This is a genomic window from Ruegeria sp. CDSC042 (genome assembly GCF_059610745.1).
On the sequence record NZ_JBXWOF010000001.1, the window covers coordinates 70,965 to 86,907 of the forward strand.

Annotated in this window: 15 protein-coding genes; 10 read left to right on the forward strand and 5 right to left on the reverse strand. The window is 56.1% G+C overall.

Annotation, left to right across the window (positions count from 1 at the left end):
- Positions 1–176 precede the first annotated feature (176 nt).
- The 3 genes from AC2FHX_RS00350 to AC2FHX_RS00360 all read left to right on the forward strand — a co-directional run bounded on the left by AC2FHX_RS00350 (position 177) and on the right by AC2FHX_RS00360 (position 3,136).
- Entirely contained in the window at positions 177–830 is a 654-nt protein-coding gene (locus AC2FHX_RS00350) for a protein-L-isoaspartate O-methyltransferase family protein (protein WP_142635071.1), read from the forward strand.
- 95 nt (positions 831–925) lie between these two features.
- Positions 926–2,344, forward strand: coding sequence for a TolC family outer membrane protein (locus tag AC2FHX_RS00355; RefSeq protein ID WP_496700604.1), 1,419 nt, complete (start codon positions 926–928; stop codon positions 2,342–2,344).
- A gap of 75 nt (positions 2,345–2,419) precedes the next feature.
- Positions 2,420–3,136 (forward strand): hypothetical protein, encoded by a 717-nt coding sequence (locus AC2FHX_RS00360; protein WP_496700603.1) that lies wholly within the window; start codon positions 2,420–2,422, stop codon positions 3,134–3,136.
- A 3-nt stretch (positions 3,137–3,139) separates the two neighbouring features.
- Here AC2FHX_RS00360 and AC2FHX_RS00365 read toward each other — a convergent pair whose 3' ends face one another.
- Together AC2FHX_RS00365 and AC2FHX_RS00370 are read right to left on the reverse strand one after the other, a co-directional pair.
- A complete protein-coding gene (locus AC2FHX_RS00365; protein WP_496700602.1) occupies positions 3,140–4,597 on the reverse strand; it encodes a cobyric acid synthase in 1,458 nt (485 codons plus the stop codon).
- Between the two features lie 204 nt (positions 4,598–4,801).
- On the reverse strand, positions 4,802–5,122 hold the full coding sequence (locus AC2FHX_RS00370) for a DUF6280 family protein (RefSeq protein WP_108785849.1): 321 nt from the start codon (positions 5,120–5,122) through the stop codon (positions 4,802–4,804).
- Between the two features lie 218 nt (positions 5,123–5,340).
- On the opposite strand from AC2FHX_RS00370, the gene efp reads away from it, so the two are divergent.
- The gene (gene efp / locus AC2FHX_RS00375) at positions 5,341–5,904 is read left to right on the forward strand and encodes an elongation factor P (protein WP_142632922.1); all 564 of its coding nucleotides are present in this window, start codon (positions 5,341–5,343) and stop codon (positions 5,902–5,904) included.
- 63 nt (positions 5,905–5,967) lie between these two features.
- Here the strand turns inward: efp and AC2FHX_RS00380 are convergent, their stop codons facing one another.
- Together AC2FHX_RS00380 and ygfZ are read right to left on the reverse strand one after the other, a co-directional pair.
- On the reverse strand, positions 5,968–6,906 hold the full coding sequence (locus AC2FHX_RS00380; protein WP_271947939.1) for an ABC transporter transmembrane domain-containing protein: 939 nt from the start codon (positions 6,904–6,906) through the stop codon (positions 5,968–5,970).
- A 106-nt stretch (positions 6,907–7,012) separates the two neighbouring features.
- Positions 7,013–7,750 (reverse strand): CAF17-like 4Fe-4S cluster assembly/insertion protein YgfZ, encoded by a 738-nt coding sequence (ygfZ, locus tag AC2FHX_RS00385; RefSeq protein ID WP_496700601.1) that lies wholly within the window; start codon positions 7,748–7,750, stop codon positions 7,013–7,015.
- Positions 7,751–7,823: 73 nt separating this feature from the next.
- Between ygfZ and AC2FHX_RS00390 the strand changes: the two genes are divergently transcribed.
- Entirely contained in the window at positions 7,824–8,498 is a 675-nt protein-coding gene (locus tag AC2FHX_RS00390) for a TIGR04283 family arsenosugar biosynthesis glycosyltransferase (RefSeq protein ID WP_496700600.1), read from the forward strand.
- A gap of 838 nt (positions 8,499–9,336) precedes the next feature.
- Here AC2FHX_RS00390 and AC2FHX_RS00395 read toward each other — a convergent pair.
- Entirely contained in the window at positions 9,337–10,206 is an 870-nt protein-coding gene (locus AC2FHX_RS00395) for a MurR/RpiR family transcriptional regulator (protein WP_142632930.1), read from the reverse strand.
- Positions 10,207–10,362: 156 nt separating this feature from the next.
- Between AC2FHX_RS00395 and AC2FHX_RS00400 the strand changes: the two genes are divergently transcribed.
- The 5 genes from AC2FHX_RS00400 (at position 10,363) to AC2FHX_RS00420 (ending at position 15,934) form a co-directional block, all read left to right on the forward strand.
- Positions 10,363–11,118 carry an N-formylglutamate amidohydrolase gene (locus AC2FHX_RS00400; RefSeq protein WP_496700599.1) on the forward strand — a complete coding sequence of 252 codons (756 nt, stop codon included), beginning with the start codon at positions 10,363–10,365 and terminating at the stop codon, positions 11,116–11,118.
- Between the two features lie 8 nt (positions 11,119–11,126).
- A complete protein-coding gene (locus tag AC2FHX_RS00405) occupies positions 11,127–11,699 on the forward strand; it encodes a TRAP transporter small permease subunit (protein WP_185956598.1) in 573 nt (190 codons plus the stop codon).
- On the forward strand, positions 11,696–13,015 hold the full coding sequence (locus tag AC2FHX_RS00410; RefSeq protein ID WP_281971849.1) for a TRAP transporter large permease: 1,320 nt from the start codon (positions 11,696–11,698) through the stop codon (positions 13,013–13,015). Before AC2FHX_RS00405 ends, AC2FHX_RS00410 begins: the two co-directional genes overlap by 4 nt.
- A gap of 52 nt (positions 13,016–13,067) precedes the next feature.
- Positions 13,068–14,102 (forward strand): TRAP transporter substrate-binding protein, encoded by a 1,035-nt coding sequence (locus AC2FHX_RS00415; protein ID WP_142632938.1) that lies wholly within the window; start codon positions 13,068–13,070, stop codon positions 14,100–14,102.
- Positions 14,103–14,248: 146 nt separating this feature from the next.
- Entirely contained in the window at positions 14,249–15,934 is a 1,686-nt protein-coding gene (locus AC2FHX_RS00420) for a Na/Pi cotransporter family protein (RefSeq protein WP_496700598.1), read from the forward strand.
- Positions 15,935–15,943: the final 9 nt, after the last annotated feature.

Sequence of the window (15,943 nt, forward strand, 5' to 3'; positions counted from 1 at the left end):
TTAATCCGGGGCGTCCAGTGGGTTCGGTCTAAATTTGACGAACTGAAAATTGGATCACCCATTCGGATCACTCTAAAATCTTCACGACAGACGAAAGTTTCCGCTTGCGGGCCGTTGCTGGTTTGCCCGGGATGTGGCACAAACCCATCAACCTTGGGAAATGAATGAGCGATCCAATGACAGATTTCGCAGCCCGCCGCCGCACCATGGTCGATACGCAGGTCCGGCCTTCGGACGTTACCAAGTTCCCGATCATTGATGCCATGCTGTCCGTCAAGCGCGAGAATTTTGTGCCAGACGCGCAACGCGAAGCCGCCTATGTCGAGGGTTTGATAGAACTTGAGGCTGGACGCTGCATTCTGGAACCGAGAACACTGGCCAAGATGTTGGATGTGCTGAACATTACCAATGATGAGGTTGTTCTGGATATTGCTCCGGCGCTGGGATATTCGACGGCTGTTGCAGCCCGTATGGCGCAGTTGGTCGTAGCGGTGGAAGCGGATGAAGCGCTAGCTGCCGAAGCGCAAACTCTGCTGATGGAGGCTGACGCGGATAATGTGGTCGTTCACGTGGGGCCGCTGGATGAGGGCGCTGCCGAGCATGGGCCTTATGACGTGGTCATGATCCAAGGCGGCGTAGAAGAGGTTCCGTCTGCATTGATTGACCAGCTTAAGGATCATGGGCGTATCGCCTGCCTGTTCATGGAAGGTGATCTTGGGACCGTCCGTATAGGCCACAAATCAGGCGATCGCGTTACCTGGCGCCAGGCATTCAACGCCAGTGCACCTGTTCTGAAGGCTTTCTCGGCCGAGAGTGCATTTTCGCTATAGTCGGCGGGCAGATTTATCTGCTGCCTTGATTAGTTCAACACAAAGACGCAAACTGCCCTGAGGGCTGCGTTATTTTGATTTGAGAGGATTTCGCCATGCGTTTTGCAGCAGGAGGCAAGCTGGTCAGGACTCTGGCAGTGACTGCGGGTATTGCTCTGGGCACGTTGCCCGGTAAGGCGGTTTGGGCCGATAACCTGACTGATGCGTTCATCGGAGCTTATAATACCAGCGGTTTGCTGGAACAGAACCGGGCGCTGCTGCGGGCTGCGGACGAGGATGTGGCGATCGCGCTGTCGGCTTTGCGCCCTATTATCAACTGGACCGTCGCGGTTAGCCAAGATTATACGCGCAGCAGAAACAGTGGTGTTACGAACAGTGTTGATCCTTCGAACTTCTTCTCGGGCCTGACGCTGAGCCAGCTTTTATACGATGGCGGAGCCTCGATTCTGGGCAAGCAATCAGCGCAGGAAACGGTGCTGTCGACCCGGCAGGCGCTGATCGATATCGAACAGCAGGTCCTGTTCCGCGCAGCGACCGCTTACCTGAGTGTTCTGCTGCAGGAAGAGACCGTATCGATTCGTCAAAACAACGTTGAACTGTCCGCAGAAGAGCTTCGCGCCTCGCAGGATCGTTTCGAAGTTGGGGAAGTTACCCGCACAGACGTCGCATTGTCTCAGGCTCAGCTTGCAAGCTCGCAGGCCGATCTGGCGAATGCGCGCGGCGATCTGAGCACTGCTCAGGCGGAATATGTGAACGCAGTCGGCAAACTGCCGGGCCGTACTGCTGGTCAGCCCAGCCTGCCAAACTTGCCCCGCTCCGAGGCCGAGGCTGTCAGCCTGGCACAACGCAATCACCCGTCCATTCTGTCCGCACAGCACCAAGTGCGGGCTTTTGATCTGGTCGTTCAGCAGCAGCGCGCGGGCCTGGGTCCGAATGTCAGCCTGAACGCTGATGCGGGCGTCACCGAGAGCTATGATGACGACGATTATGTGAATGATGCGAGTATCTCGCTGAACTTCAGCCAGCCGATCTATGCGGGTGGTCGACTCGCGGCAAGCGTGCGCCGCGCAATGGCATCGCGGGACGCGTCGCGTGCCAATCTGCTGAATGTTCAAAAGAACATTACGCAGGGCGTGTCTGATGCCTATGTCCGGTTTCAAACTGCAAGCGCAAGCCTGAGGGCCTCTTCGGAACGTGTGCGCGCCTCGGAAGTTGCGTTTGATGGTATCCGCGAAGAGGCAACTTTGGGTGCGCGGACCACTCTGGACGTGCTGGCTGCTCAGCAGGATTTGCTGGACGCGCAGCTTGCCGAAATTGCTTCCAGAACCGAGCGATCTCTGGCGGCTTATCAGTTGCTGCAGGCCCAAGGTTTGCTCACGGCCGAGCGTTTGGGTCTGGCGGTTCAGATTTACGATCCGACCCTTTACTATAATCTGGTGAAGAAAGCCCCCGCGCAGGTCAGCAAGCAGAGCAAAGATCTGGATCGGGTCCTGAAAGCACTGCGTCGGGACTAAACACCCAATACTGCCTGTTGTGAGGTCTGCATTGTTTGGCTACACTCGGACCTGAGGTTAGAGCGGTAGAAAACAATGACAGACAATGTCGTGAACTCCGGGATCGAAGACGTACTGTCATCGGTCAAGCGGCTGGTCAGCGAAGAAGGTCGAAAAGTTCCCGATCTGGTGCGTTCCAAGTCAGAGCGAAAGCCAGGGCGGCTTGTTCTGACTGATGCGCTCAGGGTTGGCGAGCAAACAGGTGTCGAGACGCAGCCTTTCAAGCTGGATGCTGAGTACAGCGCTGAAAAATCGGTGAAACCGATGCTTTTGCGCGCCTGCGATGTTGTTGCGGGTGATGAAGCGGAGTCGGCTACAGAGCATTCACCTGATCCAGTTGCGGAAGAGGGCATAGCCAAAAGTCTAAGTGCCAAAATTGAGGCGCTGGAAGCCGCGATCGCCAGGACCGAAGATCAGTGGGAGCCCGACGGTGACAGCGTAGATGCCTATTCAGGAACGCCAAATCAACCGTTGGAATGGCAACCCCAAGACGAAGCCCCAGATGCAGAGACTGAGACTGTTGAAAAGGCAGTGTTTGTACGGGACCCAGAGGTATCGGCTGCCGCGGATACAACAGGTTCAGAAGCAGATGCTGCCATGCCCCGGCTTGATGACGATGGCTTGCGCTCTTTGATTGCGCAGGTTGTTCGTGAAGAACTGCAGGGCGTACTGGGTGAACGCATTACGCGGAACGTTCGAAAAATGGTTCGCCGCGAAATCTACCGTGCGTTGGCTGAGCAAAAAGCCGAGTAAAAGTCAGCCTCTAATCGGCGTTTCAGCCAGTTCCAGCAAGCGGTCCAGATCTATATGTCGTTCCAGATGGTCGGCCAGACGATCAAGCGTATCTTCGACACCGTCCTCATAGTGCAGGGTGGAAGAGACTCCCAAAAGCTGTAGGTAGTCGGCCCGAAATTGATCGGATGAGAATATACCGTGTAGGTAGCTTCCGCGTATCCGGCCAGTCCGATCAGCTGCGCCCTCCGGGCGGCCCTCGACCTCCAGCCAAGCGCGGGTGCAATCGTTGCCTTCGGTGCGGCCCATATGGATCTCATATCCGGTTAGCGGTTGGTGCCCCGGCAGGGCGCGTGCAGTCCGCAGGGTCACCTTTTTCTCGCCGACCATAACGGTATCCACATCCAACAGCCCCAATCCATCGACTGTACCTGGCCGCCCGTCCACACCATCGGGATCAGCAATGGTGTTACCTAGCATTTGGTAGCCACCGCATAATCCCAACACGTGACCGCCACGTCGCACATGGGCATAAAGGTCGATATCCCAGCCCTGCGCACGAAAGTAAGCCAAATCGCCAATGGTTGATTTGCTTCCGGGAAGCAGAACCAAATCCGCATCGCCGGGCAGCGCGCGGCCAGCGGGCACGATCTCGACCGTGATGCCAGGCTCTGCCGATAGCGGATCAAGATCATCAAAATTGGCCATCCGTTCCAACTGAGGTACTGCAACCTTACAGGAACCGCCACTGTGGGACCGGATATCCATCATATCTTCGGCTGGCAGCTTCCAGGCATCGTCGAACCAAGGCACAACACCGATACAGGCCCAGCCTGTTCGAGCGGCGATGTCATCGCGACCTTCGTCGAATAGGGATACATCGCCCTTAAAGCGATTGATGGCAAAGCCTCGGATCATTGCCAGATCGCCAGCATCCAGCACGGCCTGAGTCCCGACGATCTGAGCAATTACCCCACCTCGGTGAATATCGCCGACAAGTACGACCGGCACACCCGCGGCGCAGGCGAAGCCCATATTGGCAATATCACCCTGACGCAGGTTGGTCTCGGCCGGGCTTCCGGCCCCTTCAACCAACACCAGATCAGCGTCGGTGCAGAGCCGGTCAAAACTCTGGCGCGCGGCTGTCATCAGTTTGGATTTATCCTTGCGGTAATCGCCAGCCTGCATCGTTCCGGCGCGTTTGCCCTGAATGATGATCTGCGCGCCTGTATCTGTTTCAGGCTTCAAAAGGATCGGGTTCATATCCGTATGTGTGGCGCGTCGTGCCGCCAACGCCTGTAGGGCTTGCGCGCGCCCGATCTCGCCACCATTTTCGGTTACTGCGGCGTTATTCGACATGTTCTGCGGTTTGAACGGCGCAACCCGCAGGCCTCGGCGCGTATAGGCGCGTGCCAATCCGGCCACCAGAACCGATTTTCCAACATTGCTGCCTGTGCCCTGAATCATGATGGCGCGAACCATGCCGAGTCTCCTGTAAGCTAACGCGCAGATGACCTGATTTAACGGTGAAGGGAAAGCCCCGGATGACGTGGCATTGTCATCATTTTTCAGTCATCGGGTGAGGGCGCAGTTTCGCACCGGAATTCATATTCGGGGTCTATGCAACAAAAAAACACGCCTCCATCAATAGGAGGCGCGTTTTTTCAAACAGACTCGTGTCTGTGATCAGGCGGCTTCGGCCTGTTGGGCGGCGTTGCGGCGCTCGCTTTCTTCGCGCGAAAGAGCGACCGAAGTACGCACACCGCGACCAACGAAATCCATCAATCCGCTGACAACCCGTTCATTTGGGTCGATACCCGCGCAAGACAGCACTTCGCGCCCATCGCGCGAGCGTGCCCAGCGGGCGATCTGTTCTGGGCCATTGCCATACTTTTTGTCGTCGGCAATAGCATCATCCAGCGCAGCCAAAACGACAGCTGCGAAAAGTTTACGAGCACGGTTGCCTTGCTCATTGTTAAAGGCGGTGCCGTCAACGAAATCTCTCATCTCGTCTTCCTTGTTGTTCTTGCTCTTGCATTTTCGGCGTGACGGTTCTTATGACCTATTAAGTGCGATTCGGATACACCTAATGTGCATAGTTGCGTTGCGTCACGCGCATAGCTTGCTGCGGCTGCAGCACAAGGTGTCGTTGTCTTGTCAGGTGCGGCCACGCCAGATATAGGGTGCGCGACTGACGCATCAACCGTTTGTGAAGGATTTATGTAATGCCCAAGATAAATGGGAACGAAATTCGCCCCGGCAATGTGCTTGAGCATAACGATGGGCTATGGGCCGCTGTCAAAGTTGATCATGTAAAGCCCGGTAAAGGCGGGGCTTTTGCACAGGTCGAACTGCGCAATCTGCGCAATGGTTCCAAACTGAATGAACGTTTCCGCTCAGCTGACAAGGTCGAGCGTGTTCGCCTGGAACAGAAAGACCAGCAGTTTCTATACGAATCCGACGGCATGTTGGTGTTCATGGATTCCGAGACCTATGAGCAGATCGAACTGTCCGCTGATCTGTTGGGTGATCGCCGCCCGTTTCTGCAGGACGGCATGACTATCGTCGTAGAATTTTATGAAAGTGAGGCACTGAACGCCAAACTGCCACAGAAAGTGACGTGCAAGATCGTCGAGACCGAGCCTGTGGTCAAAGGTCAGACCGCTGCGAACTCGTTCAAACCGGCCGTTCTGGACAATGGTGTAAAAGTCATGGTGCCACCGTTTGTGGGCCAAGATGAAATGATCGTGGTGAATACTGAAACCATGGACTATTCGGAACGCGCGTAACTGCACTTCTGCTTTAAGACACCGAGAACCGCGACAGCCCGCGCTGCGCGGTTCTTTCTATTTTTAGTCTTTGACGCGTCGGTATTTTTCTGGGTTCGGGCCAAATAGTTCGAGCATCAGTTCGAATTTGATCCGGTTTGCGCTGACCTGGCGATAATAGGCGATCAGAAAGGCCGTGGGGCCTTGAATACGGCTGAGCCCACTGGTGGCGGCAACAACTGTGCCGACATCGGTTCTGCCCTGAAGGACAAGCCAGCCACCCAGCATCAGAACGCCAACCGTCCCGGCGCCGTTGATCACGCTTAGAAGGAATTTGGCCGAGAGCTTCCAGATGAACATCTTTCGGCGAGTTTCGTAGATTTTGTCGAATTCCGCTTCGATCTCGTGCGCGGCCGCGTCAATCTTTTCTGCTGTTAAACTGTCGGTGGCACGGCGCAGGATACGAACGCGTTCGGCGACAAAGACGTTCACTTTGCGTTGTGAAACCAGAACGATGATGATCTGCGGCGCGACCATCGAAAAAGCGATCAAACCCAGCCCCGGCTGTGTAGACGAGATATAGCCAATCACGCTGATCAGAGTGCCGATTTGGACCACCGGGTCGGAAAAGGCACCACCTGCGAATTTACCCAGCTCTTCTGCTTCGGCAGAAATTGCGGTAGTCATGGTCCCCTTGCGCATGGTCTCGCCGGTTTCATCCAGATCGGCGGACCGGACCAGCAGCCTTTGCCGGATCAGGCGGATCATATCCTCGCCCAGTGTTCCCGCCCGATAGCCGAGCAGCCATTTCAGCCCCAGGCTCAGCAAGATAACCACCATCATGCCGGCACCAAGCAGGATCATCCGGTCCACGGATACATCGTCCGAGGTCAGGTGGTTGATGATATCGCGCTGAAACTCCAGCGGGACCGCTGCCAGAGCGGCAACCGCAATAGACAGGATGATAAGGATGATCTGCCGGGCGGAACTGGCACGCCAAATTGCTTTATACAGACGAAACATCAACTCACCCGGATCGCTGAACCAAACCTAGTTTGGCAGCCTGTGCCGGGCGGATCAAATGGTTCCGGGGCTGGTGGGGCCATGGCCAGGCTGAATTCGAGAAATTTCATTCCTTCAGGCGCACGGTCGCGTCGCCCGCCTGCATATCGCCCTTGGCCCTGTCGAGCCTGAGATATGCGATCCCCTGGCCATCCGCCTGGGTAAACAGGCGCCCCACGGATTTCCCGTCAGCAGCTATTTCGGTTCCGACAGGCGTGGTGCCTGCGACAAGTACCGTGCGCAGCCCTTTACGCAGCTCGGTCTTGTGTTTCATGCGCGCGGTCACTTCCTGACCGACATAACACCCTTTTTTGAAATCAACGCCGTTCAGTAACTCGAACCCTGATTCCAGAATATAACTGTCTTCGGTCAGTTCGATTCCGGTTTCGGGAATGCAATGGAGCACGCGGATCGCGTTCCAATCGGTTCCGTCCTCGCCTTCCGCATCTTCGGTATATGCGCGCCAGCCCATATCTGAATGGCGCGGATCGGGCAGGGCCCCATCGGGTGCCAGGCCAGTGCCGCGTTGCAGATTCAGGCCGCTGGCTTCGATCGTTAGGTCGGCGCGCAGCTTGTACATGCTCAGACGTTTGATCAACCCGTCGGCAATAACCTCGGCGACGTCCAGCAAGATATCGTCACCCTCGCGTTTTAGAAAGAAATCGGCCAGATACTTGCCCTGCGGGGTCAGCAGCGCCGTATAGACCAGACCCCGATCAAGCCCGGCAATGTCATTGGTCACCAGCCCCTGCAAGAAGCTGTTAACGTCGGTGCCAGTTAGGCGCAGAATGCGGCGATTGGGCATGGCAGAGTCCTCGTCTTTTCCATGGTGCTCGTGATATATGAGAAGTCGCTCATAAGACCAGAGGATATCCGACGTGCCGGCACCGATCAGTATTGTAATTCCAACCCTGAACGCGGCCGAAACCTTGCCTGCTACACTTGGAGCGCTGATGGAGGGGCTGCGCGCAGGGTTGATCCACGAATTGATTGTGTCGGACGCAGGCTCTACCGACAAAACCCATGAAATCGCCGAGAATGCCGGGGCCAGGATCGTGACCGGAGAAGCCTCGCGCGGGGGGCAGCTGCGCCGTGGCTGTGCAGCCGCCAAAGCCGATTGGCTGTTGGTACTTCATGCGGATACGGTTTTGCAGGACGGGTGGAGCAATGTTGTGCGGGATCATCTGCCCTCGGGGCGACCTGCGGCGTTCAGACTGGCCTTTGTGGCCGCGGGCTTTGCGCCATCCTGGGTTGCCGGATGGGCCAATCTTCGTAGCCGGATCTTTGGGTTGCCCTATGGTGACCAGGGCTTGCTAGTCCGGCGTTCTGAATATCAAGATGCAGGCGGCTTCCCGGACCAGCCCTTGATGGAAGACGTGGCGCTTGCCAAAAAGTTGCGCCGCATCACGCTGTTGTCCGCCCGCGCTTTTACGAGCGCGGACCGGTATGAACGGGCAGGGTGGTTGCGTCGTGGTGGTCGGAATCTGTGGACTCTGACCCGCTATCTTCTGGGCGCTGATCCCGAGCGGTTGGCGCGGGCGTACCGGCAGTAAGCGTCGTTCTGAGTTCGACAATGGATTTGCCCAGCCGGAACGGGGCGGCAAAGCTGACAAGGCACAGCGCAATGATCTGAAGCACCAGAATATGCCCGTTTTCCCGCAAATACTCCCATTCATCCTTAAGCTTTCCGACCTGAGTAACAAGATCATCGTAACTTTGAGCCAAGATCAAATAGTCGCCTGCGATTGCGGGAACTTTCCTGCGCAGATTGTCGATAGCTTCCTGTGTCGAGCCATCCAGCGTTGTGAACACCAGAAACTGGTCGACGTCGAATGAGTGCACCTTCGATGTCATCGCGCGCATGTCATCGCGCTCTTCCTGGGCCTGCCGTCCAAACAGGAATTGTAGCCCCCTCAGAGGGGCGACTTCGTTTGTTACGGCAATAAACAAGGGCAGGTCAGCGTTGCTTGCGGTTGAGGCTGAAAGGAACTCAACTTTTTCGCACAGCGCTCCGATATCCTTGTCATAGGCCGGGTCGCAGAACCGCAAACGAAACCGCGCGGCGTCGCGGTCAAAGGCAAGTGTTGCGGCATAGGCAACGTCAATCTGCCGGTCCAGACGGGAACTGTCCGCTGTATAAAGCCCGGCCATCACCGCAACCAATGCGCCGACCCCGCCCAGAACCACCCAGACCAGATCAGCCAGTTTCCATGCGCGATGCCCGGCTGGTTTGCGAAACAGGAACGCTGTGCCAACTGTGCCGATCAGAAAAAACAGAATCAGCAGCGGCAGCTGGTTTTCGGTAATAAATGTCATGGAAACAAAGTGACCAACCGCCGGTCAAGTGGCAACACTCCTCACGGGCAGTTGTAGTTTTGGAACAATCCGAAGCTATGAGCCCGAACTTTGGCCGAATTTCCGAAACAGCTTGGTGCGATCAAAGGCCTGTTCCAGTTCGACCGTGCGATCTTTGACCGAATCCCAAAGCCGTTCCTGAACTTCGGCTATGGCGCATTCCATCAGGGTCAGTATCGCAGCCATCGAATCCCAGGCAGAAGGCACCGAGATGCGCGCCGCGAATGTGTGTTTGGCCAGCCGGTGGATTGGCGAGCGCCACTGATCGGTCAACAGCACGATTTCGGCCCCGCGCTCGTGGCAGAGCTGACCAATCAGCAGGCTCGCATTTTCATAGCGCCGGACATCCAGCGCGATCAGCACATCCCCTTGACGCACGTCCAACAGATCATGGGTCCAGGATGCGGCGACCGGCAACAGGCGGACATCCGGTCGGATCATTTGCAGGTGCAGATACAGGTATTGCGCCAGTGTTCCGGTAATGCGGCCACCGGTGATGAAAATACGCCGGTTCTGATCGCTCAGCAGGCTGCAGAAGCTATCGAATTCGTCGGGGTCGATCTCGTCGATTGTGCGCTTCTGGTTGGCCAGAGAACGCTGGGAATAGCGGTTGAGGATATGTTCTTCGGGCAGGTCATTCTGCCAGACATCACGTTTGGCTACTGGCCCCGAGATCATTTCTTTGACCTCACCACGCAGCGCGGCCTGAAATTGAGGATATCCGTCAAAACCGGTCTTTTGCAGCATCCGTGCAACCGTAGTGGTCGAGACTGAGGCGGTACTGGCCAATTCGGTAATACTACCCAGCCCGGCCATCGGGTAATCATCCAGCAGAACGCTGACCAGTTGCCGTTCAGACGGGGTCATCTTGTCCCGATGGGCCAGAAGCCTGTCTGTCACCCGCACTGGCGTGTCCTCCTATTATGCGACCAGACCATAATGTGAATAATTTTTCAGCAAGATCAAGCTTGGAAAAATTTATACAGAAAAAATATTGACAGGATGATGCGGTCTGTGGAAATTTTTCCACAATGTCTCATTTTGGAATCGCAGGACGGTAGATTGGACTTCGGCAAAGTTGTTCATACGGATTTGGCGGGCAATGCGCCTGTGGTCGTGCTGGTGTGCGAACATGCGTCTAATCGTATCCCGGCTTTTCTGGGTGATATGGGGTTAAGCGCTGAAGCACGCGAAAGTCATATTGCCTGGGATCCAGGCGCACTGGCCGTGGCGCAGGCTATGGCCAAACGCATGTCAGCACCTTTGGTCCATGGCGGGGTGTCTCGGCTGGTCTATGACTGCAATCGCCCGCCCGAGGCGGCGGGTGCAATGCCGATCCGCAGCGAGGATTACGAAATCCCGGCGAACATCAACATGTCGCCCGAGCAGCGAATGGTCAGAATCGAAAACGTGTATCAGCCGTTTTGCGCCGCTCTGTCGGATTTGATCGATCAGCACAGCGCTTCACTTAGGTTGATGGTGACAATCCACAGTTTCACGCCGATCTATCTGGGGCAGAAACGGCAGGTCGAACTGGGTATTCTGCACGGTGTGGACAACCAGTTTGCCACAGCGATGATGGCTGACGGAGCTATCGGCAGCCCCTTTATCATCAGGCTGAATGAGCCTTATTCTGCGGCGGATGGAGTAGCTCATACACTGGATACCCAGGCGCTGCCTCACCGCTTGCTGAACGTGATGATCGAGATCCGCAATGACTTGATCCGCACGCCTAAGCAGCAGGCAGAGATGGCCGATTGCCTGGTGCCCTGGATAGCGCGTGTTCTGTCGGATTTTCAGGAAGGGGCGTCAGCGTGATCAAAGCAATGAGCGCATATGTCCGTATCGTGGATGCGATCAACTATCGGATCGGGCGGGTCATGATGTGGGGCCTGTTTGTCATGATGGGCATCCTGCTGTGGTCTTCGATATCAAAGACCTTCTTCCTACCGTCGCTCTGGACACTTGAAATGGCACAGTTTGCGATGGTGACCTATTACATCATGGGTGGGCCATATTCGATCCAGCTGGGTTCGAATGTGCGCATGGACCTGTTTTACCACAACTGGAGCCCCCAACGAAAAGCGTGGTTCGATGCGTTCACCGTGCTTTTGCTGATCCTCTATCTGGGTGTGCTGTTCTACGGTGGGCTTGGATCGACGGCGTACAGCCTTGGTTATTGGGGCGACGAACCCGTTTCCTACTTCACCGGACTGCTGACCGGCAGTGAAGAGATCGGTCGGCTTGAACGTTCCTCGACCGCGTGGCGGCCGTATATCTGGCCGGTCAAATCCATCATGGTTTTCGGCTTCTTCCTGATGTTGCTGCAGGCAGTCTCGGAATTTTTCAAAGACATTGCGCGGATCAACGGGCAGGAAATCGGGGTACAGCGGGCATGAGCCAGGAATATATCGCCATCTTCATGTTCGCGTTGATGATGCTGATGCTGTTCACAGGTCAGCGCGTTTTTGGTGCGATCGGTGCGGTTGCGACGATCGCGGCGCTTTCATTGTGGGGAACCGGAGGGCAGGACATCACATTTTCAGCCGCGATGAAGCTGATGAAGTGGTATCCGCTGCTGACCCTGCCAATGTTCATTTTCATGGGCTATGTGCTCAGCGAAAGCAGGCTGGCGGATGACCTGTATCGCATGTTCCATGTCTGGATGGGGCCGGTGAATGGCGGGCTTGCCATCGGGACGATTGGTTTGATGGTCTTGGTTTCTGCCATGAATGGCCTCAGCGTGGCCGGGATGGCTATTGGAGCCACGATTGCTTTGCCTGAACTGTTGAGACGCGGGTACGACAAAACCATGGTGACCGGTGTCATTCAGGCCGGGTCCAGTCTGGGTATTCTTGTACCACCTTCGGTGGTTCTGGTGCTGTATGCGATGATCGCCCGTCAACCTGTGGGACAGTTATGGCTGGCGGGGATCGTGCCCGGGCTGATGATGGCTGGTATGTTCATCCTTTACATCTGGATCCGCTGCCGCATTCAGCCCGAGCTTGGTCCAGCGATGAAAGACGCGCACGAGGTTCCGCGGGCCGAGAAAATCCGGTTGCTGGGCGCGGGTGCGTTGCCGCTGATTATCTTCGCTGCGATGATGGTGCCCTTTGTGAACGGGTGGACGTCACTGGTTGAAAGTTCGGCCATCGGAGCGCTGGCGGCATTGGTGGTTTCGGTGGCCAAACGTCGAATGACCTGGGCGATTTTTGAAACCTGTACCAAGCATACGCTGGCGATATCGTGCATGTTCATGTGGATCATCCTTGCAGCACTTGGTTTTGGCGCGGTTTTCGACGGGCTTGGTGCGGTGAAGGCAATCGACAACTTGTTTACCGACCAGTTGGGCCTGTCACCCTGGATGATCCTGATCCTGATGCAGCTCAGCTTTATTGTCATGGGCACGTTTCTGGACGACACCGCGATGCTGGTGATTGTGGCACCGCTTTATGTACCGCTGGTTGGTGCGCTGGGCTTTGACTTGATTTGGTACGGGGTTCTGTACACGATCACCACACAGATCGCCTATATGACACCGCCTTTCGGCTATAACCTATTTCTGATGCGCGCGATGGCCCCACCAGAAATCACGCTGAGGGATATCTATGGCTCGATCTTTCCGTTCGTCGCCGTGATGGTTCTGGCGCTTACGATTATCATGATCTTCCCGGAACTGGCTCTTTGGCTGCCCGGCTATGTCTATGGAAATTAACAAGAATGCCTTTCGAAGAGGCACGAAGCACTTCAACAGAGAGGAAATTGACATGACGACAAGACGTAAGTTTCTGAAAACCGCCGGGGTAGGGGTCGCAGCCGCACCTCTGGCCGCACCGGCGCTGGCTCAAAGCACGATCACGTGGCGCATGCAGACCTATGCCGGTCCTGCGCTGGCTGCGCATGTGATCGACCCGGCAATCGAGATGTTCAACAAGATTGCCGGTGACCGGATGCAAATCGAGCTGTTCTATGCTGACCAGCTTGTTCCGACAGGCGAACTGTTCCGTGCCATGCAGAAAGGTACCATTGATGCGGTACAGTCCGATGATGACTCGATGGCGTCGCCCACCGATGTCACAGTATTCGGCGGCTATTTCCCGTTTGCCTCGCGCTATTCCCTGGATGTACCGGTTCTGTTCAATCAGTACGGTCTGAACGAAATCTGGGACGAAGAATACTCGAAAGTCGGGGTCAAGCACATCTCGGCTGGCGCATGGGACCCGTGCCATTTCGCCACCAAGGATCCAATCAACAGCCTGGCGGACCTGCAAGGCAAGCGTGTCTTCACTTTCCCTACAGCGGGTCGCTTCCTCAGCCAGTTCGGTGTGGTACCAGTTACACTGCCATGGGAAGATATCGAGGTCGCCGTACAGACCGGCGAGTTGGACGGCATCGCATGGTCGGGCATCACCGAGGATTACACTGTCGGCTGGGCGGATGTGACCAACTACTTCCTGACCAACAACATCTCAGGCGCCTGGGCCGGGTCTTTCTTTGCCAACATGGATCGCTGGAACGAGTTGCCGGAAGATCTGCAAACCCTGTTCCGTGTTTGCTGTGATCAGTCGCATTACTACCGCCAGTGGTGGTACTGGGGCGGCGAGGCCAGCTTGCGGGTCAATGGCGACAAGATGCAGCTGACCACGATCCCAGATGAGGAATGGGCACAGGTCGAAGGCGCGGCAATCGCATTCTGGGATGAGATTGCGGCAGAATCTGAGATCAAGGCGAGGGTTGTTGAGATATTCAAGCAATACAACGCCGACATGCTCAAGGCCGGACGGCCTTATCGTTACGGATAATAAGCAACTTCCCGACGCGGGTAACTCCTCTCGCGTCGGGTTTGGACATCACCTGGCGACACCTCTTATGTTCATATCAATCCCAATAACAGAGATGCGAAACCGGATGCACAGTGCTGCTCACCGGTCGGACGGGGTATGAACACATGGCCATCGCTGGTTTTCTGATCGAGATTTTTGCCGCAACCATGTTGCTGCTTTTCGCCGTTCGCTTGGTTCGTACGGGGATTGAGCGGCGATTTGGCGCGCTATTTCAATCGCTTTTGACCCGACATTCAAACAGTTTTGTCGCCGGTGGCGCGGGTATGGTTCTGGCCACGATCCTGCAAAGTTCAGCCGCCGTGGCGGTTTTGCTGACAGGGTTTGCGGCGGCCGGAATGGTCAGTTTTGGCATCGCCCTGGCGGGGGTTTTGGGGGCCGATCTGGGATCGGCTCTGGTCATTCAGATACTGTCTTATGATTTGGGATGGTTGCAGCCGGTGTTGCTGGCGCTGGGCGGGTGGCTCTACCTCAAATCCGATCGGGCAAATGTTCGCCTGATGGGGCGGATTGTTCTGGGTGTGGCCTTCATTTTGGTATCACTGCAATTTTTGCGCGATGCAGTTGATCCGATCCGTGAAAGTGCCTTTTTGCCGGCTATCGCGGGCTATCTTGAAAGCGACTATTTCAGTGCCTTCATCGTTGGGGCTGTGCTTGCCTTTGTCATGCACAGCTCGGTTGCGACAATCCTGATGTGCGTGACGCTGGTACAGATCGGGGCAATCCCATTCGCGGCGGGTTTGTCGTTGGTATTGGGGGCCAATTTGGGCTCGGCCTTTATTCCGATCTGGTTGACGCGCGACCAGATCGTTTCGGCCCGCCGGATACCGATAGCCAACCTGTTGCTGCGCGGCAGTGCGGCGCTTGTGATGCTGTTTGCTGTCAACGTCACCGGGACCCATGCCGCATTGATGATCAGCGGACCGGGGCAATCGTTGATCTTTGCCCATATCGTTTTCAACCTCGTGGTGTTTCTGCTGGCTACCGGGTTCGTCACCCGGATGGAAGCGCCGATGGCTTTGCTCATGCCCGAGACCGACCCTGAATCTGGTGTGGCAGATCAGTTCTCGGGTGCTCTTAATCCGCTAGGCGACCCCAGTGCCACAGGCCCTGATGTTGCGATGTCCTCGGTGCGCCACGAATTGTTGCAGATGGTCACTCAGGTCGAACGCATGTTTCGCCCGGTGCTGGATATCTATGAGCGTGACGACATTGATACCATTGCCGCCCTGTCGCAGCAGGATGAAATGGTAAACGCCCAGTTGACGGAAATCCGACGCTTTGTCGCGCGGTTGCCGCGGCAGAATATGAGCAAGTCTCAGATCAAAGCCGCCCGTGGTCTGGTGGAATACGCTATTCGGCTCGAGGCCGCTGGAGATGTCGTGTCGAACAGAATGACGCGTTCAGCAAAGATTAAACACATGGAAAGGTCCGAGTTTTCCCCCCAGGGGTGGAAAGAACTCAAGGATTTACACGCCACCATTCAGGAAAGTTTTTCGCTGGCGCGACACGTTTTGTTGGTGGACGACGTCGACTGTGCCCGCCGCCTTGTTCTGGACAAGGCCGAGATCAAAAGGATGTCCCGCGACAGCCGCAAGGCGCATCTAAAGCGGCTGGAGCGTGGTCAAACGGAAAGTTTTCAGTCCAGCGATCTGCATCTGGAGGCACTGCGCGCTATGCGCGATCTGCACGGCCATATCGCGGCCATCGCCTATCCGATCCTCTACAAAAGCGGACAGGTTCTGGAAACGCGGCTGGTTATGGAAATGGAGAAAGAAGCGGCCGAAGACTAACGGCCGTCG